Origin of the sequence: Lactobacillus colini (genome assembly GCF_017874575.1) — a bacterium.
Lineage (GTDB): Bacteria > Bacillota > Bacilli > Lactobacillales > Lactobacillaceae > Lactobacillus > Lactobacillus colini.
On the sequence record NZ_JAGGLU010000003.1, the window covers coordinates 18302 to 38900 of the forward strand.

The 20599-nt window shown below is 36.4% G+C and carries 20 protein-coding genes, 1 pseudogene and 1 riboswitch; of the genes and pseudogenes, 10 read left to right on the forward strand and 11 right to left on the reverse strand.

Annotated features, from left to right (window positions below; translation table 11 throughout):
- The first annotated feature begins 211 nt into the window (after window positions 1-211).
- Window positions 212-739 carry a hypothetical protein gene (locus J2Z60_RS03370; RefSeq protein ID WP_209686265.1) on the forward strand — a complete coding sequence of 176 codons (528 nt, stop codon included), beginning with the start codon at window positions 212-214 and terminating at the stop codon, window positions 737-739.
- 65 nt (window positions 740-804) lie between these two features.
- Here J2Z60_RS03370 and J2Z60_RS03375 read toward each other — a convergent pair whose 3' ends face one another.
- The 7 genes from J2Z60_RS03375 to ribD all read right to left on the reverse strand — a co-directional run bounded on the left by J2Z60_RS03375 (window position 805) and on the right by ribD (window position 7571).
- A complete protein-coding gene (locus J2Z60_RS03375; protein ID WP_209686266.1) occupies window positions 805-2121 on the reverse strand; it encodes a solute carrier family 23 protein in 1317 nt (438 codons plus the stop codon).
- Window positions 2122-2319: 198 nt separating this feature from the next.
- The gene (locus J2Z60_RS03380; protein WP_209686267.1) at window positions 2320-3528 is read right to left on the reverse strand and encodes a multidrug efflux MFS transporter; all 1209 of its coding nucleotides are present in this window, start codon (window positions 3526-3528) and stop codon (window positions 2320-2322) included.
- Window positions 3525-3959 (reverse strand): MarR family winged helix-turn-helix transcriptional regulator, encoded by a 435-nt coding sequence (locus tag J2Z60_RS03385; protein WP_209686268.1) that lies wholly within the window; start codon window positions 3957-3959, stop codon window positions 3525-3527. Before J2Z60_RS03385 ends, J2Z60_RS03380 begins: the two co-directional genes overlap by 4 nt.
- A 297-nt stretch (window positions 3960-4256) precedes the next feature.
- On the reverse strand, window positions 4257-4718 hold the full coding sequence (ribH, locus tag J2Z60_RS03390) for a 6,7-dimethyl-8-ribityllumazine synthase (protein ID WP_209686269.1): 462 nt from the start codon (window positions 4716-4718) through the stop codon (window positions 4257-4259).
- 19 nt (window positions 4719-4737) lie between these two features.
- Window positions 4738-5916 (reverse strand): GTP cyclohydrolase II, encoded by a 1179-nt coding sequence (gene ribA, locus J2Z60_RS03395; RefSeq protein WP_209686270.1) that lies wholly within the window; start codon window positions 5914-5916, stop codon window positions 4738-4740.
- A 1-nt stretch (window position 5917) separates the two neighbouring features.
- The gene (locus tag J2Z60_RS03400) at window positions 5918-6514 is read right to left on the reverse strand and encodes a riboflavin synthase (RefSeq protein WP_209686271.1); all 597 of its coding nucleotides are present in this window, start codon (window positions 6512-6514) and stop codon (window positions 5918-5920) included.
- Window position 6515: 1 nt separating this feature from the next.
- Window positions 6516-7571 (reverse strand): bifunctional diaminohydroxyphosphoribosylaminopyrimidine deaminase/5-amino-6-(5-phosphoribosylamino)uracil reductase RibD, encoded by a 1056-nt coding sequence (gene ribD / locus J2Z60_RS03405; protein ID WP_209686272.1) that lies wholly within the window; start codon window positions 7569-7571, stop codon window positions 6516-6518.
- 97 nt (window positions 7572-7668) lie between these two features.
- Window positions 7669-7784: riboswitch (FMN riboswitch) on the reverse strand.
- Between the two features lie 346 nt (window positions 7785-8130).
- Here ribD and J2Z60_RS03410 point away from each other — a divergent pair.
- From J2Z60_RS03410 to J2Z60_RS03440, 7 genes are all read left to right on the forward strand, one after another.
- Window positions 8131-9222, forward strand: a complete 1092-nt coding sequence (locus J2Z60_RS03410) for a BMP family lipoprotein (protein ID WP_209686273.1) — start codon at window positions 8131-8133, stop codon at window positions 9220-9222.
- A 70-nt stretch (window positions 9223-9292) separates the two neighbouring features.
- Window positions 9293-10819 carry an ABC transporter ATP-binding protein gene (locus J2Z60_RS03415; protein ID WP_209686274.1) on the forward strand — a complete coding sequence of 509 codons (1527 nt, stop codon included), beginning with the start codon at window positions 9293-9295 and terminating at the stop codon, window positions 10817-10819.
- A complete protein-coding gene (locus J2Z60_RS03420; protein ID WP_209686275.1) occupies window positions 10816-11946 on the forward strand; it encodes an ABC transporter permease in 1131 nt (376 codons plus the stop codon). The genes J2Z60_RS03415 and J2Z60_RS03420 overlap by 4 nt, the downstream gene beginning before the upstream one ends.
- A complete protein-coding gene (locus J2Z60_RS03425; protein WP_209686276.1) occupies window positions 11946-12902 on the forward strand; it encodes an ABC transporter permease in 957 nt (318 codons plus the stop codon). The genes J2Z60_RS03420 and J2Z60_RS03425 overlap by 1 nt, the downstream gene beginning before the upstream one ends.
- 130 nt (window positions 12903-13032) lie before the next feature.
- Window positions 13033-13461: a peptide-methionine (R)-S-oxide reductase MsrB gene (gene msrB / locus J2Z60_RS03430; RefSeq protein ID WP_209686277.1), complete on the forward strand. Its 429-nt coding sequence runs from the start codon at window positions 13033-13035 to the stop codon at window positions 13459-13461.
- Between the two features lie 2 nt (window positions 13462-13463).
- Window positions 13464-13997 carry a peptide-methionine (S)-S-oxide reductase MsrA gene (gene msrA / locus J2Z60_RS03435; RefSeq protein ID WP_209686278.1) on the forward strand — a complete coding sequence of 178 codons (534 nt, stop codon included), beginning with the start codon at window positions 13464-13466 and terminating at the stop codon, window positions 13995-13997.
- Window positions 13998-14198: 201 nt separating this feature from the next.
- Complete coding sequence (locus tag J2Z60_RS03440; protein WP_209686279.1) at window positions 14199-15593, forward strand: ATP-binding cassette domain-containing protein; 1395 nt, start codon at window positions 14199-14201, stop codon at window positions 15591-15593.
- 45 nt (window positions 15594-15638) lie between these two features.
- Here the strand turns inward: J2Z60_RS03440 and J2Z60_RS03445 are convergent.
- The 3 genes and pseudogenes from J2Z60_RS03445 to J2Z60_RS03455 all read right to left on the reverse strand — a co-directional run bounded on the left by J2Z60_RS03445 (window position 15639) and on the right by J2Z60_RS03455 (window position 18496).
- A pseudogene (locus J2Z60_RS03445) lies at window positions 15639-17281 on the reverse strand (ABC transporter ATP-binding protein).
- 76 nt (window positions 17282-17357) lie between these two features.
- Window positions 17358-17801, reverse strand: coding sequence for a MarR family winged helix-turn-helix transcriptional regulator (locus J2Z60_RS03450; protein ID WP_209686280.1), 444 nt, complete (start codon window positions 17799-17801; stop codon window positions 17358-17360).
- A 131-nt stretch (window positions 17802-17932) separates the two neighbouring features.
- Window positions 17933-18496: a sugar O-acetyltransferase gene (locus J2Z60_RS03455; protein WP_209686281.1), complete on the reverse strand. Its 564-nt coding sequence runs from the start codon at window positions 18494-18496 to the stop codon at window positions 17933-17935.
- Between the two features lie 79 nt (window positions 18497-18575).
- On the opposite strand from J2Z60_RS03455, the gene J2Z60_RS03460 reads away from it, so the two are divergent.
- Window positions 18576-19076, forward strand: coding sequence for a MerR family transcriptional regulator (locus tag J2Z60_RS03460; protein WP_209686282.1), 501 nt, complete (start codon window positions 18576-18578; stop codon window positions 19074-19076).
- Between the two features lie 4 nt (window positions 19077-19080).
- Here J2Z60_RS03460 and J2Z60_RS03465 read toward each other — a convergent pair whose 3' ends face one another.
- Complete coding sequence (locus J2Z60_RS03465; RefSeq protein WP_209686283.1) at window positions 19081-19725, reverse strand: Crp/Fnr family transcriptional regulator; 645 nt, start codon at window positions 19723-19725, stop codon at window positions 19081-19083.
- A 145-nt stretch (window positions 19726-19870) separates the two neighbouring features.
- Between J2Z60_RS03465 and J2Z60_RS03470 the strand changes: the two genes are divergently transcribed.
- Entirely contained in the window at window positions 19871-20434 is a 564-nt protein-coding gene (locus J2Z60_RS03470; RefSeq protein ID WP_209686284.1) for a hypothetical protein, read from the forward strand.
- The last annotated feature ends 165 nt before the right edge of the window (window positions 20435-20599 follow it).

Below are 20599 nucleotides of genomic sequence, written 5' to 3' on the forward strand. Positions count from 1 at the left end.
CACCAGTCTAGTATTCTAAATAGATTGAATATTAAAAATATCTCTTGTGATAATAAAGAAGAGCAGCAACGATTGTTATACTATTATTACTATACTGGGGATGTAACTAACATAATATTATTATCTTTGGCACTGAATTGTAGTTTGAAAAAGAAAATTAATCTTGATACTTGCAGTATTGATCAAATATTTGGAATTTGGATTTTAAATTATGGAAAATGAAATTATCAAATTAAAAGAATGGCTAGCACTACACAATAATTTATTAACTGATGAAGATAATGAATTATCAGAAATATTGAAAGAAGACAAAGCCGATGAATCGCTCTTTACCAGTATTTTAAATAAAATAAAGATGCCTAAAGCTAATTTAGAAGAAATCTTAATGAGTGATTCTCTGTCTGCTAAAGATAAGACAGAATATCTTGTATACTGGTCTGTAGCTAATAAAGATATTAATGATATCAATAGACCAATATTAGAAGGATACTTGCTGTTTTTGAGTCAGGAATATTTAATTCAATTTTCTAGCATTGTGGCGTATATTTTGTTGAAGAAGTACGGGAAGACGGATTTTTTAAATCAATTTTCTCAATTTTTAAAATTAAACATAGATTACGATGGCTCTATAGGAATACTAAACCCTCTACGTGAAAGCTTAAAGGGCGATAATATTACAAATTGGAAATTTAAAAATACATATTTTGGCTATATGTTTTTAATTGCCCATAATCAATAAAAAAAGCACGGCTCTAGCAATTCAATATCAATGACATTGAATATAACTAGGATCGTGCTTCTTGTTTAATTATTTTCTTTTTTGGTCATTTCTTCTTGATGAGCTATTTCACTAGCTGCATGTGCTGGCAGAATCCAGTTCAAGAGCATCCCCATAATGGTACAGAGGGCAACGGAGGTTAACTGGAAGCTACCAAGTTGTAAGTAAGCTCCACCGATACCGATAACTAAGATTACTGAGGCAATTAGCATGTTTCTCTTCTCACCAAAGTCAATCTTATTATCAACTAGAATTTTAAGTCCGCTAGAAGCGATAGTTCCGAAGAGTAAGAAGGAAATACCGCCGATTACTGGCATTGGAATTGAATCAATTAAGGCAGCAATTTTACCTACAAAGGAAAAGATAATCGCAAATACTGCTGCTCCAGCTAAGACCCAGACTGAGTGAACCTTAGTCATTGCAAGGACACCAATATTTTCACCATAAGAAGTAGTTGGAGGACCACCGATGAAGCCGGCAATAACTGTTGATAGCCCGTCACCCATCAAGGTTCTGTGCAAGCCAGGATTCTTGAAGAAGTCACGCTTAGTCAGCGAATTGAGTACCATAATGTGTCCCATGTGCTCCGACATGGTAACGAAGGCAATCGGTGCCATCGTTAGAATTGCTGCTGGGTAGAACTTTAACTTATAAGAAACAACTGGTACATCAAGTGCAGGCCAAGTAAACCAAGCTGCCTTAGCAACTGGTCCGAAGTCAACAACTCCCAAAAAGCAAGAGAGGATGTAGCCACAGACAATTCCTAAAAGAATTGATACTAGTGATGTAAACCCTTTAAAGAACATTTGGAAGAATAAAGTCACTGCCAAGGTGAAGATCGCAATTCCGAAAAATTTTAAGTCATACTTAGTATGGTTCATCATTGCATCATTAGCAGCTGTTGTAGCTAATGATAGACCAATGACAATAATTACAGGTCCAACTACAATTGGTGGCAATACCTCATCTACCCAAGCTGATCCAATTCTAGCTACAACTAGGGCAACTACTACATATACTAACCCAGCCGCAATGGCTCCTTGAGCGATTGCCGGATAGCCATCTTGCCTCATCAATGCTTGCATTGTTGCTACAAAAGCAAAGCTAGAACCCAAGTAGGCAGGAATCTTAAACTTGGTAAGCAACATGTGAACTAGTGTACCTACACCTGACGATAACAAGGCAATACTTGGACTGATACCAACTAGAATTGGCACTAAAACTGTTGAACCAAACATGGCAAACAAGTGCTGCAAGGATAGTAGAATTCCCTGGCTAGGGCCTGGCTTTTCATAGACATCTAGTACAGCATCGGGATTACGGAAATTATCCTGATTTTTCATAAAGAATCCTTTCTACGATGACCAAAAGAAAAAGACTATCTGACAACGAGTCTAAGATAGTCTTACTGTATTTAGGCTTGCACAAAAAGGACTGTGTAGCTAATGCAGATTTCCTTCTTAGCCTCACGGGACTAGTGTTAAAGGTCATCACTTATTCATTTGACTATATTTAACAAGCTTTTGGGCAAAAAGTCAAGTTTAATTCAAGTTTTTAATAACATTAAATCTAAATAATATTAAATTTGCGACTACAATTACTGCAGTTACTATGAATACCATACTGTAGCTAGAAATTCCGGCGATTGTAGAACCTAGTAGAGGACCAACAATATTGCCAATATACATTGCACTCTGATTCCAAGAAAAAATTCTCCCTGTTACTTGAACTGGGGAATTTTTGGTTAAGAGTGTTTGAACTTGAGGGAACAAACAGGCATCTGTGAAGCCAACTAGGAACCGTAATATTCCTAATTGCCAAGTATTTTGTACGAAGGCAGTTAAAAAGAAAAGAATAGTTGCCCCAATAAAGCCACCGATAATAATCTTATGTGTTCCGATTCGGTCACCCCATGCTCCAAATCGCGAAGCTGCGAGGAAAGTAGCGATTCCAGGTAAGGCGGCAATAATCCCTGACACAAAGACAATATTTCCTTGATTATGCATTAATTGTCTAACATATAAAGACACAATTGGATTAATTGAATTATTGGCAGCTTGAATGATTAAGGTTGTCAACATAAGCCCAAAGACCAAAATAGGCGAGCGCAGTGCTGAGATCACACCTCTAGTATTTTCAAGTTTTTGCTCAGTGATTGGCTTAAAGTCATCTTCATGAACAAAAAATAGTGACAGAAAGAATGCAATTAATAACAAGCCACCGGTAATCAAGAAGGTAACTCGATAGCTAAATGCAGAAGCTAAAGCTCCACCTACAAATGGCCCTAATAAGTTACCGGCCGTAAAGGCGGAAGTCATTGTTCCGAGGGCTTGACCGGATTTTTCTTTTGGAGTTTCGGTGGCAATTAAGGCGTTAGAATTAGAAACAAATCCTGCAAAAAATCCCTGTGTCATCCTTAAAAAGAATAACTGCCAAACATTAGTTACTAATCCCATTGCTGCTAGAACAATTGCCATTCCTAGTGATGCTCTTAGAATCATTAATTTACGGCCTTTTTTATCAGCGAGCTTACCCCACCAGGGTGATACAACTGCAGAAACAAAATAAACTCCTGAAAAAACAAATCCCGACCAAAAGTTCAGCTCTTGATGGGTAAATGTCCCCAGAGTATCAATGTAAAGTGATAAGAAGGGCATAACTTCTGAAAAAGCAATTCCGGCAATGAAAACAGCAATTGATAAGACTTTTAAATTTTTTCTCCAAAGTTCATTATTTTTGCTTTGACTCATTTTTTCATCCCTTCGTTAAGTTCTTTATCTATCCGATTAGAGATTGCCAGTAGGTTATGGTAGGTCGCAGGATCAATTTGATCAATTAACTGATTAAGCTCCTTGAAGGCTTGATCAACAGACTTAAGGACAGCTTCTCCTTGAGGCAATAGAAATATTTGCTTTTGCAAGCCATTATTAGGGTCTCTTTTGCGAATAATCATTTGGCGCTTTTCTAAGTTTTTTAGGATATTTGTTAAGCTACCAGCTTGATAAGTTAAGTCCTGGGCTAATTCTTTTTGAATGCAGCCAGGATGACGCTGGACGAACTTAAGCAAGTGGGCATGGCTCATTCTAAGATTGACGGATTCTAACTTTTGGTTAATAAAGACATTTTCTAGTCTACCAATATGGTAGATTAGGTTACTTGGCAGGCGCTTTTGAGTTGACATTAATTATATTCCTCTTAACTAGTTGTAGTTACAACAATACTAGTATAGGACTAACTACTTGTAATTACAAGTATAATTAAAATAAAAAGTACATCTCTAATTAGGGGGAAGAGATGTACTGAAAAATTTCTATATTGGGGGGAAAAGCAATAATAAGTAGCAGGCTAATATATTGCTCTTATCCCGCATAATATACTTACTATTTTAAATAAGAGTAAGTAAAATTTATAAAAAGTAATAAGAAATTATTTAGAAATTATAAAGATGAAAGTTTACCATTACGCCGTTATAGCGTTCTTAAATCTGTTTATTCAATGAAATCATTTCAATTAAACTTTGGGCTGTTGAGCTACCTTCATTACCAGCTTTGAGTCCAGCTCTTTGTAAGGCTTGATCGATGTTATCAGTAGTTAAGATACCGAAGGTTATCGGAACTTTTGCTTCAAGGTTCAATTGCATAATTGCACTAGTAATATTTTGAATAATCATACCGTAGTGGTCAGTTTCACCCTTGATTACAGCACCTAGAGTCATAATGCCATCATACTTATCGGTATTGAGAACCTTTTTAGTTGTAAAACCAATTTCAAAAGCTCCAGGTACCCAATAAATATCAATGTTGTCTTTTGATATACCAAATTGAGTTAGTGTGTTAACTGCACCATCAACAAGGTGGTGGGTAACGATTTCGTTAAATTTAGAAACTACGATTGCTACCTTAAAGTTAGTTCCTTTAAAATTACCTTCAAATTTTGTCATGATTAAATCCTCGCTTATCTTATAATGCCTTTAATATGTGGTGGAATTTGTCGCGTTTTGTTTCTAGATAGCTATGATTGATCTTATTAGCTGGAATTTCAAGTGGGACACGTTTTTCAACTTCAATGCCATATTCTTTTAATTGAGAGATCTTATCAGGGTTATTAGTTAACAAGTGAATTCTCTTAACGCCAAGATCTTTCAAGATGCTTGCAGCAATGTCATATTTACGTTCGTCAGGTTTAAAGCCTAAAATTGTATTTGCTTCATAAGTGTCATAACCTTGGTCTTGTAAACTATAAGCCTTTAACTTGTTTTCTAGACCAATACCACGGCCTTCTTGACGCAAGTAAAGTATCAGACCGTTGCCAGCTTCGTCAATTTTTTGCATAGCGGTATGTAGCTGGTCACCACAATCGCAACGTTTCGAGCCAAAAGTGTCACCAGTCATACATTCAGAATGAAGCCGCACTAAGAGAGGTTTATCAGGATCAATATTGCCTTTTAAAATTGCTAAGTTCTGGTCTTGGTAGCTCTTGATCTTGAAATGTCCATATGCAGTTGGAAAGTCTACGAAGTCGTTAGTCTTACTAACAGGGCTCTTAACATATTCTTGTAATTCGGCAATTGTTAAAAATGGCATGTGGTGTTCTTTAGCAATTTCACGCAATTGTGGACGTCTAGCCATATGCCCGTCAGACTTTAAAACTTCACAAATGTAGGCAACTGGTTCTTCGCCAGCTAACTTAGCTAAGGTTACAGAAGCTTCAGTGTGGCCATTTCTTTCTAAAACGCCCCCGTCTTTGGCAACTAATGGGAAACAGTGACCCGGACGGAAGAAGTCCTCTGGCTTAGAATTAGGATCCGCCAAGGCCTTAATAGTAGCTGCACGATCGTAAGCTGAAATACCAGTTGTAGTAGTTTTGTAATCGACACTAATTGTAAAGGCAGTACCGAAGGGATCAGTATTATCCCCAGTCATCTGGTTGAGCTTCAATCTTTGGGCAATATCGCGACTAATGCTAGTGCATAAAAGACCACGGGCGTACTTAGTCATGAAGTTAATATTTTCAGGGGTTACTTTAGAACCTAAGCCGATCATATCGCCTTCAGATTCACGGTCTTCATCGTCAGCAACAATTACTAAGCCACCTTTTTTCATCCATTTGATTGCATTTTGAATCTTCTTAACGTCCATTTTAATTCTCCTTTACTAGGTTTGCTTCAACATATTTTCCTAAGATGTCAGTTTCAAGATTAAGTTCGTCACCAATTTGCAAGTTAGATAAGTTAGTCTTGTCCTGGGTATGTGGGATTAATCCAATTGAGAAAGTATCATCTTTAACATCCATCACGGTTAAGCTAACGCCATTTAAGGCTACGCTGCCTTGAGCGACTACTTGCTTGTTTAACCGCTTAGGAAGTGTAAACCATAATTCAATTGCATTTTCATTAATATGGCGGTCGACTACCTTGATTACTTCGTCAATATGACCGCTAACAATATGACCTTCAAAACGACTACTTGCGCCCATTGCTTGTTCAAGGTTAACCTCATCACCGACATTTAAATTTTTAAAAGTAGTTTTTTTAAATGTTTGCGGCATCATGGTTACTACGAAGCTATTTTGGTCGAATTCTTCAACTGTTAAGCAGGTACCGTTAACTGAGATCGAATCACCGATCTTGATATCTTTTAATAATTCATCAGTATATGAAACTGTCATTTTAATAGTCTCATCGTGTTTTTCAATTTGGACAATTTTACTCTTGCCTGCTACTACACCACTAAACATATTAATTCCTTTCATCAATACGAATATTATCAGCTAATATTTCAAAATTTTTGTTAGTAAATTGCTGCCTAAACTGTGGACTTAAGCCATCGAGCCCATCTTGTCCAATTAAGTCTGGCGATAGGTATGTAATCAATTCGTTAACTTGGAATTGATTAAGAAAGGCATTCTCTATCTTAGGTCCACCTTCAACATAGATAGATTGAATTTCTTGCTTTTTCAATTCGGTTAATAAGTTAACTAGAATATTACCTTTATTTAAGAAGCAGTGAACCGAGTTATTAAAGGGATGGAATGCTAACTCTTGATTTTGAGTAAAGATCCAAGTAGGAGCTAGATTATCTGTTAATAACTTCAAGTCAAGATGGTCTAGTAAGCGCCCGCGTCTATCTAGGATTATCCGAATAGGTGGGAAGTTACTCTGGTGACTAGTCAATAAGCTAGGATTATCAATAATTGCCGTTGAACTGCCAATAACAATTGCTTGATAATCAGCTCGTTCTGAGTGAACTCGCTGATAAACTTCTTGATTGGTAATCTGAGTTCGTGTGCCCTTTATTGCTGTGACTTTATGGTCAAGAGAGATAGCTTGTTTAAGCGTAATCCAAGGTTGATCGTTTTCGTAGAAGTAGCTATAGTGTTCGTTTAATTTACGTGCTTCTTCCGCTAAAACACCAACTTCAACTTCAATCCCGTGTTGCTTTAAGTTAGTGATTCCCTTGCCGGTAACTAACTTATGGGGATCTACTTGGGCAATTACGACACGCTTGATATGGCTTTTAATAATCAGCTCTGAACAAGGCGGCTGCTTACCATAATGGTTGCAAGGCTCCAAGGTAACATAGAGAGTAGAATTGAATAATTGTTCTGGAGTTAATTTAGAGATGGCGTTACGCTCGGCATGTTGATCACCGTAGTGGTGATGGTAGCCAGTAGCCAGCACTTGTCCGTGCTTGACAATAACGCTGCCAACCATGGGATTCTTCCAAGTTTGGTAGCGGCCTTTAGCGGCTTGATTCAATGCAAGACGCATAAAGGATGCATCGTTTTTAACCATTTAATCACTCCTTTTTAGTAAAAAAAGGAGCCTCGAAACTTCGAGACTCCTAACAATAAATCATAAAAAATAATATCAATTACACATAAGTAAGGAATTATTTCTTCTGCCATCTAGACTTTAACTATCGGTATCCAATTGGAATTCCACCGTATAAAACGGGTTGCGGACTATACCGCCGGTCGGGAATTTCACCCTGCCTCGAAGAATAGTTATTCAATTCATTCATATAGTAAAGCGCTTACTAAAATTTGTCAACTAAAAAATTAAAAAATTTAAAACTAGGTATACTTTGTCTAAATAATTCAAATAAAATATTTCTAAATTTTATCCTTAGCTAACAATATATAGTATACGCAGTAATAATAATCACTAGATATTGATATTTTTTAAAAAATTTACAAAAACTTATTTCAGGCTTAGAGCCACAAGGGAATTTTTAAGGGCTAGACCAATTAAGAATCCACTTATATCAACACATCATCTAGTGTTCGTGTTTTGACAGACATACTAAATATTGATAAACTCATCACGATTAATGAATTTCAGGAGGAAAACAATGAGTTTTAAGATTAAGAAGTTCCTGTTAGTTACAGGTGTTGCATTTTTAGCAGGGTTAACTTTAACAGCCTGCTCAGGCAAAAAACAAGGAGGCAGCGGTAATAAAGCTAGCGATGCTAAGCATTCAATTGCGCTAATAACTGACGGTAACGGTGTTAATGACCACTCATTTAATCAATCAGCTTGGAACGGCTTCTTAGCCTATGGTAAAGAACATAACTTGAATCGCGGTAAGAATGGCTACCAATACTTCCAATCAAGTGGTCCATCAGACTTTGTGCCTAACTTTGACCAGGCTGCTAAGGCAGGTTACCAAACAATCTTTGGTATTGGTTATCAATTAAAAGATGCTGTTTCAAGTGCAGCTAAGAAGTACCCTAAGAAGAACTTCGCTATTATTGATGATACTATCAAGGGACAAAAGAATGTTGTTTCCGCTAACTTTAAGAGTGAACAAGCTTCTTACTTAGCTGGAGTAGTTGCAGCCAAGGAGACTAAGACTGGTGTAGTAGGATTCATTGGTGGTGCTCATGGTGATATTGTTGACTTGTTTGATGCTGGATTTGCCCAAGGGGTTAAGGATGAATCTAAGAAGCTTAACAAGAAAGTCACTGTTCTAAACCAATACATTGGTAATTTCACTTCATCAGATAAGGCTAAGTCAATTGCTCAATCAATGTACGCTAAAAAAGCCGACATTATCTTCCATGCAGCAGGTGGTGCTGGTGATGGCTTATTCCAAGAAGCTAAGTCAATTAACCAAACTAGACCTGCTAATAAGAAGGTTTGGGCTATTGGGGTTGATGTTGATCAATCTAACTTAGGTAACTACACTTCTAAAGATGGTAAGAAGAGTAACTTTGTTTTAACTTCAGTAATTACTGGTGTTAACGTTGCCACTAAGGATATTGCTGACCGCGCTTACGAAGGTAAATTCCCAGGTGGTAAGAACTTAATTTACGGTTTGAAGAACAACGGTGTATCAATTACCCGTGGCCAAGTTAGTGCTTCTGCTTGGAAAGCAGCTCAAAGTGCTAGAAAAGATATTTTAGCTAAGAAAGTTACAGTTGCTATCCACCCTAAGAACTAAAAATATTGATTAATTAAAGATATCTTCATCATGTCTCATGGTGAAGAATCTTTTTATAAAAGAGAATATTATGACGCAAAAAGTAATTGAAATGAAACAAATCGTGAAAGATTTTTCTGGTTTTAAGGCTAATAATGGAATCAATCTCGATTTGCAAAAAGGTGAAATTCTAGCACTGCTAGGTGAGAATGGTGCCGGTAAGTCTACTTTAATGAGTATCTTATCAGGATTACTTGAGCCAACTAGTGGTGAAATCTTTGTTAAAGGAAAAAAGGTTAATATTACTGGTCCCCAAGTTGCTAAGAAGTTAGGGATCGGGATGGTTCACCAGCACTTTATGTTAGCAGAATCATTTACAGTTTTAGAGAATATTATCTTAGGCTATGAAACTACTAAAGGCATAGCAATTGACTTTAAAAAAGCCAGACAGCAAGTTTTAGCCTTGGCTAATAATTATGGTCTTAGCATTGATCCTGATCAAAAGGTTTCAGAAATTACAGTTGCCCAGCAACAAAGAGTTGAAATACTGAAGGTCTTATATCGAGGAGCTGACATCTTAATCTTCGATGAGCCGACCGCTGTATTAACTCCGCAAGAAATTACTGAATTTATCAAAATTATCAGAGGCCTAGCTAACGAAGGTAAGTCGATAATCTTAATAACTCATAAATTAGAAGAAATTCGCGCAGTAGCTGACCGGGTGACTATTATTCGTGCTGGTAAGAGTGTTGGCAGCTTTGAAGTCGGCAAAGTTAGCGATGATAAGATGGCTGAATTAATGGTTGGTCGCAAGATTGAGATGAAGCTTACCAAGCCAGCGGCTCAATTAGGTAGACCAATATTGACTGTAAAGGACTTACAAGTTAAGCGTAAAAACGGTAGTTTAGCAGTCAATAACCTATCATTTACAATTCATGCTGGTGAAATCTTAGGTATAGCAGGAATCGATGGTAATGGCCAAGATGAATTAGTTGAAGCACTGACAGGTCTAAGAAAGATTAATGGCGGTAAAGCTGTAATTAAAAAATTGGTAATTAATTCAATGTCAACTAGGGAGATTACCCAGTTTGGAGTTGCTCATATTCCTGCTGACCGTCAAAAATATGGATTAATCTTACCTCTGTCACTAGCAGATAATATTGCATTGCAAGAATATTACCAACGTCCGTTTTCTAAGTTGGGCATTATTAATTTTAAGCAAATATATAATCATGCCAAAAAGTTAATGAAAAAGTTCGATATTCGAGCAGCAAGTGCTAACCTACCAGCAGGTGAACTATCTGGAGGAAACCAACAAAAGGCTATTATTGCCAGAGAATTAGATCGAGACAGTGACTTAATTATTGCCTTTCAACCGACGCGAGGATTAGATGTCGGTGCTATTGAGTATATTCATAAGCAACTTTTGGCCCAACGAGCTAAAGGAAAGGCGATTTTATTAGTATCTTATGAACTTGATGAAATCATGCAACTTTCTGATAGAATCCTGGTATTACACAATGGACAAGAATCTGGTGAGGTAAAGCCAGAAACAACAAGTGAAACTGAGTTAGGTTTATTGATGACTGGTATTAAGAAGGCAGGTGTTAAGGAATGATTCAAGTTAATGCTAGGGTCAAGCGGATTTTAGTACCAGTTGTATCAGTCTTAGCAGGCTTTTTAATTGGTGCAATAATTATGTTGATCTGGAGCTATAATCCTTTGACAGCTTATGGATCAATGTTTACTAGTGCTTTAGGTAATATGAATGGCCTAGGTGAGACTCTGCGTGAAGCAACACCATTGATATTTACCGCAATTGGATTCGCAATCGCTTCAGCGGCAGGATTCTTTAACATTGGCTTGCCAGGACAGGCTCAGGCGGGCTGGTTAACTTCAATTTGGATAGTCTTAGCTAACCCTACCATGCCTAAGGCCATCTTATTGCCCTTAGCGGTGATTGCTGGTGCAGTTAGTGGTGCAATCGTTGCTGGAATTGCTGGGGTATTGCGGGCATATTTTGGCACCAATGAGGTAATTACGACAATCATGCTTAACTATATTGTCTTATATTCATGCCAATATTTAATGCAAAAAGTAATGTCAGATCATTTAAGAATTGATACGGATACTACCAAGACAATTAGCAGAAACGGTAGCTTACACCTTGATTGGCTGAGTAATGTATTCGGTAGTTCTAGAATTAGTGCTGGGATATTTTTAGCAATAATTGCTGCATTAATTTATTGGTTTTTAATGAGGAAGACAACGCTAGGATTTGAAATTAAGGCAGTCGGGCTGAATCCTGATGCTAGTCGATATGCGGGTATCTCCACCAAGAAGAATATTATTGTATCAATGTTATTGTCTGGTGGATTCGCTGGTCTAGGCGGGGTGGTATTAGGATTAGGAACTTACCAAAATTACTTTACCCAAACAACTAGTCTAGATATTGGTTGGGATGGCTTGTCGGTTGCCTTGCTGGGAAGTTCAACGGCTGGTGGAATCGTACTTGCAGCATTTTTGTTTTCAATCTTAAAGATTGGTGGCTTAGGGATGCAGACGATTGCTGGTGTCCCTTATGAAATCGTGTCAATTGTAATAGCAGCGATTATCTTTTTTGTAGCAATTAACTATATAATTGGTAAATTATTCAAAACTAAAGCTAATTCTGCACTATCCACTTCTTCAAGTGTGAAAGTTAATAAAGCAGATGGGTCAATTTCGGGAAAGGAGCCGCAATAATGGATATTGTAACTATGTTAAGCCTAATAGTTTCTTCAACACTGGTATATTCTGCCCCTTTGATCTTTGCGGCTTTAGGTGGCGTATATAGTGAAAATTCTGGAATAGTTAATATTGGACTAGAAGGAATTATGACTATTGGGGCATTTTCTTCGGTAGTTTTTAATTTAACTTTTGCTAGTACTTTTGGCAGCTTAACGCCATGGCTTGGTGTCCTAGTTGGTGGTATTGCTGGATTGCTTCTATCTATTCTGCATGCAGTTGCAACGATTAACTTTAGAGCCGACCATGTTATTAGTGGTACTGTCTTGAATTTGTTAGCACCGCCATTAGGTGTCTTTTTAATTAAGGCTATTTATGATAAGGGACAGACAGAAAATGTTTCGGCTAATTTTGGCTATTTTAGTTTCCCAATCTTAGCTAAAATCCCTGTAATTGGGCCCATCTTTTTTAAAGATACTTCAGCACCAGCTTGGTGTGGAATTATTTTAGCCATAATTTTGTGGTGGGTGTTGTATAAGACAAGATTAGGATTGAGATTGCGTTCATCAGGTGAGAATCCTCAAGCAGCCGATACTTTAGGTGTCAATGTTAACAAGATGCGCTATATTGGTGTATTAACATCTGGATTGCTAGCTGGAATTGGCGGGGGGATTTTTGCTCAAGCAATTTCAGGGAACTTCTCTGTTTCAACAATTGTTGGTCAAGGCTTCATGGCATTAGCTGCGGTTATCTTCGGCAAGTGGAACCCAATTGGAGCAATGTTATCGTCTCTGTTCTTTGGCTTAGCTCAGAGCTTGAGTATAATTGGTAATCAATTACCAGTTATTGCTAAGATACCAACTGTTTACGTTCAGATTGCCCCATATGTAATTACGATTGTAGTCTTGGTAATCTTCTTCGGTAAGTCAGTCGCTCCAGCTGCTGATGGAGTAAATTACATTAAGAGCAAATAATGTTTAATAAGATAGTTAAAGTATGTTTTTTAGCTATCTTATTTTTTATAAGCAAAAAAATTGAATTTTAGTCTGGACAGGATTATTGTTAATCTAACTAAAACTTACTTGGATTTAAGGAGGCTTTTTTATGACAGAAAAGAATCTTGACCATTTAACCCGAGAACAATATGAAGTAACTCAACACGCTGCTACAGAGATGCCATTCACTGGAAAATATGATAACTTTTTTCAAAAGGGGATCTATACTGATGTTGTATCAGGAGAGCCGCTGTTTTCTAGTGAAGATAAGTATGATTCTGGTTGCGGCTGGCCCGCATTTACCCAGCCAATCAAAAAGTTAAAATATAATCGTGACACTAGCCATAATATGGAAAGAACTGAGGTAAGAAGTCCTGAAGCAGATTCTCATTTGGGACACGTATTTACCGATGGACCACAAGATCGTGGTGGCTTACGCTACTGTATTAATTCTGCAGCTTTGAACTTTATCCCTTATGATGAATTAGATAAAAAAGGCTACGGCGAATACAAGAAGTTATTTGATACGGAGGATTAATTATGGCAAATAATTCAAAATATGACACAGCAATCTTTGCCGGAGGGTGCTTTTGGTGCATGGTTGAGCCTTTTGATACACTTCCTGGTGTTGAAAAGATTGTCAGTGGATATACTGGAGGACATGTTGTTAACCCCACATATCAACAAGTCTGCACAGGTACAACAGGTCATGCTGAAGCAGTTGAAATAACTTATGATCCAGAAAAGATGCCTTATGAGAAACTATTACAATATTATTGGCAAGTAACTGATCCAACTGATGAGATGGGACAATTCCAAGATCGCGGTGACCAATATCGTCCAGTGATCTATTATAATTCACCTGAACAAAAAGCTGCTGCAGAGAAGTCAAAGTCAGAATTAGCAGCTAGTCGCAAGTTTGATAAGCCAATTGTGACTAAGATTGAGCCGGCGCAGCCATTTTATCCTGCAGAAGAATATCATCAAGATTTTTATAAAAAAGATCCATTTCGCTATGCAATTGAAGAAGCTGGTGGACGCGCAGCATTTATTGAAGAACACTGGAAAAAATAACAAATGAAAAATGATGTCGATTTAATTCGACATCATTTTTTTATGGGAGTAAGTTATTTAGATTGACAAAAAAGTCAAATCTATTATAATTTAATTAAAATATTAGAAATAAGGTGAAACTATGAAATTAAGAAAGAACCTGTCTAATCGTTAGTAGTCAGGAGAACCTCTTCTCCTGATATTTAGAAGAAGCAGGTAAATATGTTAAATAATACAACAATTAATAAAAATACAGTCCTCACTTTTAATAAAGTAAGTTTATCATTTTTAAATCGCCAGCTGTTTACCGACTTCACTTTTAGTGTAAGTAGTGGTGAACGTGTGGCCATAATTGGTCCTAATGGAATTGGCAAGACTACACTATTTAAGCTGATTTTAGGTGAACTAAAGCCAGATCATGGGAAAGTGACCTCATTCGGCTTGGCTAACTATGTACCACAGGTAACTAATGAGTATATCAGCGATGAACAGAGCGCAGGTCAAAGGAGACTTGAACTTATTGAAAATACAATTTGGTTACCTGGCTCGTTATTGTTACTAGATGAGCCAACAGTTTATCTTGATCAAAACAATATTAATAATTTGAAGTACTTATTGAAGGATTACGACGGAACTATTTTGCTAGCAAGCCATGACATGGACTTTATTGATAGTTTCTGTACTAGGTCGCTTATTTTAGAACCTAATAAGGTACTTGACTATCCTGGTAATTATACTCAGTATCAAGAGCATTTAAAACGCATGCAACAAACGATCGCTAACTTTAATCAAAAGCAGAGATCCGATATGGAAAAGTTACATGACAAGATTCAAAGTCTAACACAGAAGAACAAAGAATTTAATCATCATGTAACGCCTTTAAAGAAAGTGACGCAAGGGAGATATCCATCCAGAAGTAAAGATCGCATTCAACGCGGATTAAGTTCACGACTAAAGCGCGCTCAGCGAGAATTGTCACACTTACCTTCAGAAAAGAAACTGTATCAACATCGTGTTTTATTGCCCAGAATAGATCGAAAAGTAGTTAAAAAGAAAAATTATCAGCTAAGAATAGCTGAAATACTGAGTCCTAAAGGTCAAGTATTACTTGAAAATACAAAATTTGAATTCAATTTAGGTGAATCAGTCGGGTTACTGGGAGATAATGGTTCGGGCAAGACAACATTTTTAAAATATTTGATGAATCAAAAGGACATGCTTTCGGCGGTATATGTTGGTCTAAATGCTAAAATTACTGATGACACTTTAAGTGTAATTGATTTTTTTAAGAATACTGTTCTTTCAAAAACAGAGATAAAAAGATTATTAGTGATGATGGATTTATTTGTTGACTTAGATACAAAATTAAGTGTTCTAAGTGGTGGTGAATTAGCTAAGCTAGCACTATTTCGCAATTTGTACTTAAATCAGACAAAAATATTATTACTAGATGAACCTACTAATTATCTTGACCCTGAAAGTGTTAGAGCATTTAGCAAGTTGCTAGAACAATCGCAATTAACTTGTATAATAGCTTCACACAATGAAAAATTTTTGAAGCAATTTTGCAAGCGGCAATATAGAATTAGCGATAAAAAGTTAATTGAATTAAGATGAAAAAGAAGCGTTAAACGAATCTTGTGATTCCTTAACGCTTCTTTTTTAATCTTTAAATTGATTTTTGACATATTCGGCATAAAGTGGGGTAGACTTAATTAATTCTTGATGGGTCCCCGCTCCTGATACGGTACCATGATCAATAAAGTAGATCTTGTCAGCATCCACAATAGTAGAAAGTCGATGAGCAATTACTAGAGTCATGCGATTTTTCATTAAACTTGTAAGAGCACGCTGAACCATGGCTTCTGATTCTGAATCCAGACTAGCCGTTGCTTCATCAAGCATTAGAATTTTAGGATTACGTAGGAATGCTCGAGCAATTGCAATTCGCTGCCTTTGACCACCAGAGAGTTTGATACCTCGCTCACCAATTTGAGTATCAAGTCCTTTTTCCATTTCTTTGACGAATTTATCGGCATAGGCCATTTTGAGAACTTGCCATAATTCATCATCGGTGAATTCTTTATCTAAACCGTAAACTAAGTTTTCTCGAATTGTACCTGGCATAACTGATGAATTTTGACCTACAAGTCCAATTTGCTTGCGCCAGTAAGTTAGATCGAGATTAGCGATGTTCTCACTTCGGATTTGGATTTCACCAGAAGTAGGATTATAGAAACGTTCAATTAATGAAAAGATGGTTGATTTTCCACCGCCAGAAGGTCCGGCAAAAGCAATGACAGTATTGGGTTTGGCGGTAACATTAATATTATGCAAAATTTGCTTATCATCTTCGTAGGAGAAGTCGATATTTTTTAAAGTTAAGGCTTGGTTAGTAATATCATTTTCTTTATTATCCTGGGACAATTCTTCATTTTCATCAAGCATTTGCTTGATTCTTTGAGTTGAGCCGCTAGTTTTAGATAATTCATTGAAGAATTGGCTAATAATTAACACTGGTGACATGATTTGGAAGATATACATTAAAAATGAGATAAGTGACCCCATAGTTAATGAACCATCCATTACCCTAATTGCCCCGTAACCTAATATTCCTAAAAATAAAACCATCATTAACATATTAGTTAGGGGCTGGGTTAAGGCATTGATCCAGGATTCTTTCTTTCCGATATTGAAAAGATTATCAATGCGACTATTACCACGAGCTAGCTCCTGCTTTTCGGCGTTTGAAGACTTAACTAGGCGGATCTCACTAAGTGTACTAGTAGAATCACTAGAAAAGTTAGCTAATTCATCTTGACGCTTGCGACCAATTTTTCTTGATTGATGCATGATCGGAAGCATTGCCAATATTACAAGTGGAATAGCAATAAACATAATGATAGTCATCTGCCAATCCATTGTTAGCATGATAATTAAGGCACCGAGTACTTAATTGGTAAATGGAGTAATTTATTCCAAAGTAATTTACGCAAATTAGCTACTACACTCTCACCAAAAATACCTAAAATTAAGCCCGAAAGTGCGCTAATTAAGATTCCGCCAATAAAGACAGTAATTGTAATAGTGATTATTGTAGGATTTAAGTTTTTAAAACTATTGATAATTTTTTGTGCTAGTTGCGGGACTAATAAGTTAGCAACTGTCGAAATTAATCCTAATAAAATACCAACAATAAGTTGCCAGTAGTGAGGATGAGTCTGGTTAATTAACTTAAAAAAATCCACAAAACTAAATTTTTCATTTGACTTTTCAACAGATACTTGTGATCGGGAACCGTGCATTTTATAACCTCCTGATAATTAGATATCTAACTAAATTGATAACAATTATTAAAACAGATAGATATCTAACTGTCAACTATTTAATTATTTTTTCTAGGTGATGGTTAAGGTCAGATAACAAGTTAGTTAGTTGATCAATTTTTTCTGTCGGAAAATCTTTTGTGACTTGATTGGAAGTAGTTTGAAAAATTTGAAAAATTTTTTCGACTATTTTAGCGCCTTTTTCAGTAATGTATATTCGTTTAATGCGGGCAGAGATGGGGTCGTTTTTTCTGAGAATTAGACCATCCCGTTCAAGGTTTTTGACCATATTGGCAACACTAGCCCCACGTAAGTGAAAGAAATCAGCCAGCTCGCGCTGAATAGAGCCAGGATTTTGTTTAATAAATTCTAGAGTACGAGCTTGCTGGGGGGTTAAGTTTAGATCGGCTAGATATTTAACGGCTAAATGATGCGAATTTCTCATATAAAGACGCAGTTGTTGATTCATTTGATTAAATTTTTCTGATTTAGTGGTCATAGTTACCTCCATAATTATTAGATATCTAATAATTAGAATTATATCTAATTACTTCACTATGGGCAATGGAAAGCAGATAGCTTGTAAAATAAAAAAACTAGGTAACATTGTACATACCTAGTTTTGAGAGATTATTTTTCTAATTTTTTGATGACTTTAGCTGGTACACCGCCAACTAATGAATTATCAGGGATGTCTTTAGTAACGACAGCACCAGCCGCAATGACAACATTGTTGCCGATTGTAACGCCAGGACAGATAGTAGATTTACCGCCGATCCAGACGTCATTACCAATCGTAACAGGAGATGCTTGAGCCTTATAAGCGCGGCGTCCTTGAGCAGTTAAAGGATGGTTAACTGTGTAAATATCTACATTAGGTCCAATCATGACGTTATTACCAATATTAACTGGGGCAATATCAAGGATAGTCAAGTTATAGTTGCTTAAGAAATCATCTCCAACGTGAATATTTTTACCGTAATCGAAGTAGATCGGAGCTTGCATAGAGAGATTCTTACCATGTGAGCCTAAAATCTCTTTTGCCTTTTGCAGTTGCTTGTCAGGCTGGGATGGTGGAATCTGGTTGAATTCGTAACATTTGTCAGCTGAAGCAGCTTTTCTAGCAGCTACTTCAGGATCTAAAAAATAATATTCTTCACCTGCTTCGAGTTTTTCTAATTCAGATTTAGTCATTATGTGTTTCCTTTCTACTGAATAAATATGCTATTTTGAGTATAATGGTTAAACTAAGGTTTAAGTCAAGGAGAAAATTATGAAATATTCAATTGGACAAGTTGCAGAGATTATGGGTATCAATACATCAGCTTTGCGATTTTATGATAAAAAAGGCTTGATACCATTCGTTAAGAGAGATGAAAATGGTAGGCGCTACTTTGAAGATAATGATCTGAACTTCATTGAAGTTATTGATTGCATGAAGAAAAGCGGTTTAGAAATAAATGATATTAAGAAATTCATTAGCCTTTGCATGTCTGGAGACCAAACACTAAAAGAAAGATATGATTTTTTAGATCATGAAGAAGAAGTTTTAATTCAAAGGATCAAAGAATTACAAGCACAACTGGCTTTCTTACGCTATAAAAAATGGTACTATAAAACCTCACTTGAAGCTGGTACAGAGGGAATTCACTTTATGCCTGGAACGAATGAGGTTGATCCTAACACTAAGAAGCAATATGAGCAAGAATTGCAGAAATGTAGCAATATTCATGAATTAATTGACTATAGAAAGGATAAAATAATCGAAAAATAAGCAATTATTCGATAAGTGTAATCATTTTTCCTTTCATTTTTATTTTTCCTTCTGTGACTAATTTCTTTAGTTGCCTACTTAAAGTTTCTGGAGATATACCAAGTAAACTGGCAAATTCGCTCTTCTTGATGGGTAAGGGAAAGGTATCTTTTTTGGCTTCGTTATGCCAATCAGTTAAATAAGAATAAATTCTATCTTTGGAATTCATCAAATCACGCCGAGAATTATTTATTTCCAAGCTTAACAAGCGTGAGCCAATTGAGTTAAGTAAGTTGACAGCAATTTCTGGGTTGGACTTAAGGAAGTTTTGAAAGTCATTACGTTTAATTGAACAGACCCAACTATCAGATGTAGCCTGCATAAAGTGGGGGATCTGCTCACTGTTAAACAAGTTGCTCTGCCCATTGATACTGCCTTGCTCGGCAATATATAAGATCTTTTCTTTGCCATTGTCAGATAGGGTATAGACTTTTGCTTGGCCTTGGTCAATTACAATTAACCCATCTTGAGATTCAGGTGTGACGATGAAGTCGCCTTTTTTGTAATGTTGGCGATGAGTTGATACGGTAGCTAATTTGCTTAGTGTCTTGTCAGAAATATCCTTGAATACATAGACTTGTCTTAAGCAGTTAATAGGAGAATGGGTCATGGGAATTCCTTTCTTTAAAATTTACAAATTTTAGTTTTATCCTACAATAAATTCTTCAAAATTGTAACAAAAATTGATCTAAGTCAATTTTTATTTTAATAAGATGGATTAGAATTAAGATAAATAAAGAAAGGCTGGGATTACAATGGAAAGATATAGAGCAGAAATATTACCACTTAATGCAGACAAGATTGGTACTAAGGCACATGGAACAGCAGAATTCTCTGTTGATGGTGATACATTACACATTAGCTTAGAAATGTTTGATACTCCTGCTAATGTGCAACACTGGGAACACTTCCATGGCTTCCCAGACGGAAAAGATGCTAGTGTACCAACTGCACAGCAAGATGTGAACCACGACGGCTATATTGACCTAGTAGAAACGGAACCTGTTTCTGGAACAACTATGGTGCCACTCGATGCTGCACCACATGAAATGTGCATTCCAAATGACAACTATCCTGTAGCTGATGACCAAGGTCATTATAGTTATGAGAAGGATGTCCCTTATCAAAAGTTACTTGATAAGTTTAAAGAAGCCTTTGGTGGTAGTGAATTAGACCTAGATAAGCGTGTTGTATACGTTCACGGTGTTCCAGATAGCTTAGTTCTACCAGACACGGTGGCTGGCAAGATCAATGATAAGTACGATCAACATGTTACCTTGCCAATTGCTGCTGGTAAAATTGAAAAAATTTCTGATTAATAACTAATTTGGTAGAAGAAGAATTATAGATAAAAATTAGCAAATAATATTTATGCAATTAAATAACTAAAAAAGAAAGCCATAGTCGGCTTTCTTTTTTATTGCTTTAGATTTTTTTAATAAATTAACCACAATTATATCATAATTTATGCTTAAATTAATCTA

What these genes read in the sequence shown, in the direction of transcription:
- msrA (WP_209686278.1), top strand. Translation starts at nt 13,464, where the DNA reads ATGGCAAATAATTCAAAATATGACACAGCAATCTTTGCCGGAGGGTGC.
- J2Z60_RS03380 (WP_209686267.1), bottom strand. Translation starts at nt 3,528, where the DNA reads ATGAGTCAAAGCAAAAATAATGAACTTTGGAGAAAAAATTTAAAAGTC.
- J2Z60_RS03440 (WP_209686279.1), top strand. Translation starts at nt 14,199, where the DNA reads ATGTTAAATAATACAACAATTAATAAAAATACAGTCCTCACTTTTAAT.
- J2Z60_RS03370 (WP_209686265.1), top strand. Translation starts at nt 212, where the DNA reads ATGGAAAATGAAATTATCAAATTAAAAGAATGGCTAGCACTACACAAT.
- J2Z60_RS03470 (WP_209686284.1), top strand. Translation starts at nt 19,871, where the DNA reads ATGGAAAGATATAGAGCAGAAATATTACCACTTAATGCAGACAAGATT.
- J2Z60_RS03425 (WP_209686276.1), top strand. Translation starts at nt 11,946, where the DNA reads ATGGATATTGTAACTATGTTAAGCCTAATAGTTTCTTCAACACTGGTA.
- J2Z60_RS03455 (WP_209686281.1), bottom strand. Translation starts at nt 18,496, where the DNA reads ATGACTAAATCTGAATTAGAAAAACTCGAAGCAGGTGAAGAATATTAT.
- J2Z60_RS03415 (WP_209686274.1), top strand. Translation starts at nt 9,293, where the DNA reads ATGACGCAAAAAGTAATTGAAATGAAACAAATCGTGAAAGATTTTTCT.
- J2Z60_RS03420 (WP_209686275.1), top strand. Translation starts at nt 10,816, where the DNA reads ATGATTCAAGTTAATGCTAGGGTCAAGCGGATTTTAGTACCAGTTGTA.
- J2Z60_RS03460 (WP_209686282.1), top strand. Translation starts at nt 18,576, where the DNA reads ATGAAATATTCAATTGGACAAGTTGCAGAGATTATGGGTATCAATACA.
- J2Z60_RS03385 (WP_209686268.1), bottom strand. Translation starts at nt 3,959, where the DNA reads ATGTCAACTCAAAAGCGCCTGCCAAGTAACCTAATCTACCATATTGGT.
- ribH (WP_209686269.1), bottom strand. Translation starts at nt 4,718, where the DNA reads ATGACAAAATTTGAAGGTAATTTTAAAGGAACTAACTTTAAGGTAGCA.
- ribA (WP_209686270.1), bottom strand. Translation starts at nt 5,916, where the DNA reads ATGGACGTTAAGAAGATTCAAAATGCAATCAAATGGATGAAAAAAGGT.
- msrB (WP_209686277.1), top strand. Translation starts at nt 13,033, where the DNA reads ATGACAGAAAAGAATCTTGACCATTTAACCCGAGAACAATATGAAGTA.
- J2Z60_RS03375 (WP_209686266.1), bottom strand. Translation starts at nt 2,121, where the DNA reads ATGAAAAATCAGGATAATTTCCGTAATCCCGATGCTGTACTAGATGTC.
- J2Z60_RS03465 (WP_209686283.1), bottom strand. Translation starts at nt 19,725, where the DNA reads ATGACCCATTCTCCTATTAACTGCTTAAGACAAGTCTATGTATTCAAG.
- ribD (WP_209686272.1), bottom strand. Translation starts at nt 7,571, where the DNA reads ATGGTTAAAAACGATGCATCCTTTATGCGTCTTGCATTGAATCAAGCC.
- J2Z60_RS03410 (WP_209686273.1), top strand. Translation starts at nt 8,131, where the DNA reads ATGAGTTTTAAGATTAAGAAGTTCCTGTTAGTTACAGGTGTTGCATTT.
- J2Z60_RS03450 (WP_209686280.1), bottom strand. Translation starts at nt 17,801, where the DNA reads ATGACCACTAAATCAGAAAAATTTAATCAAATGAATCAACAACTGCGT.
- J2Z60_RS03400 (WP_209686271.1), bottom strand. Translation starts at nt 6,514, where the DNA reads ATGTTTAGTGGTGTAGTAGCAGGCAAGAGTAAAATTGTCCAAATTGAA.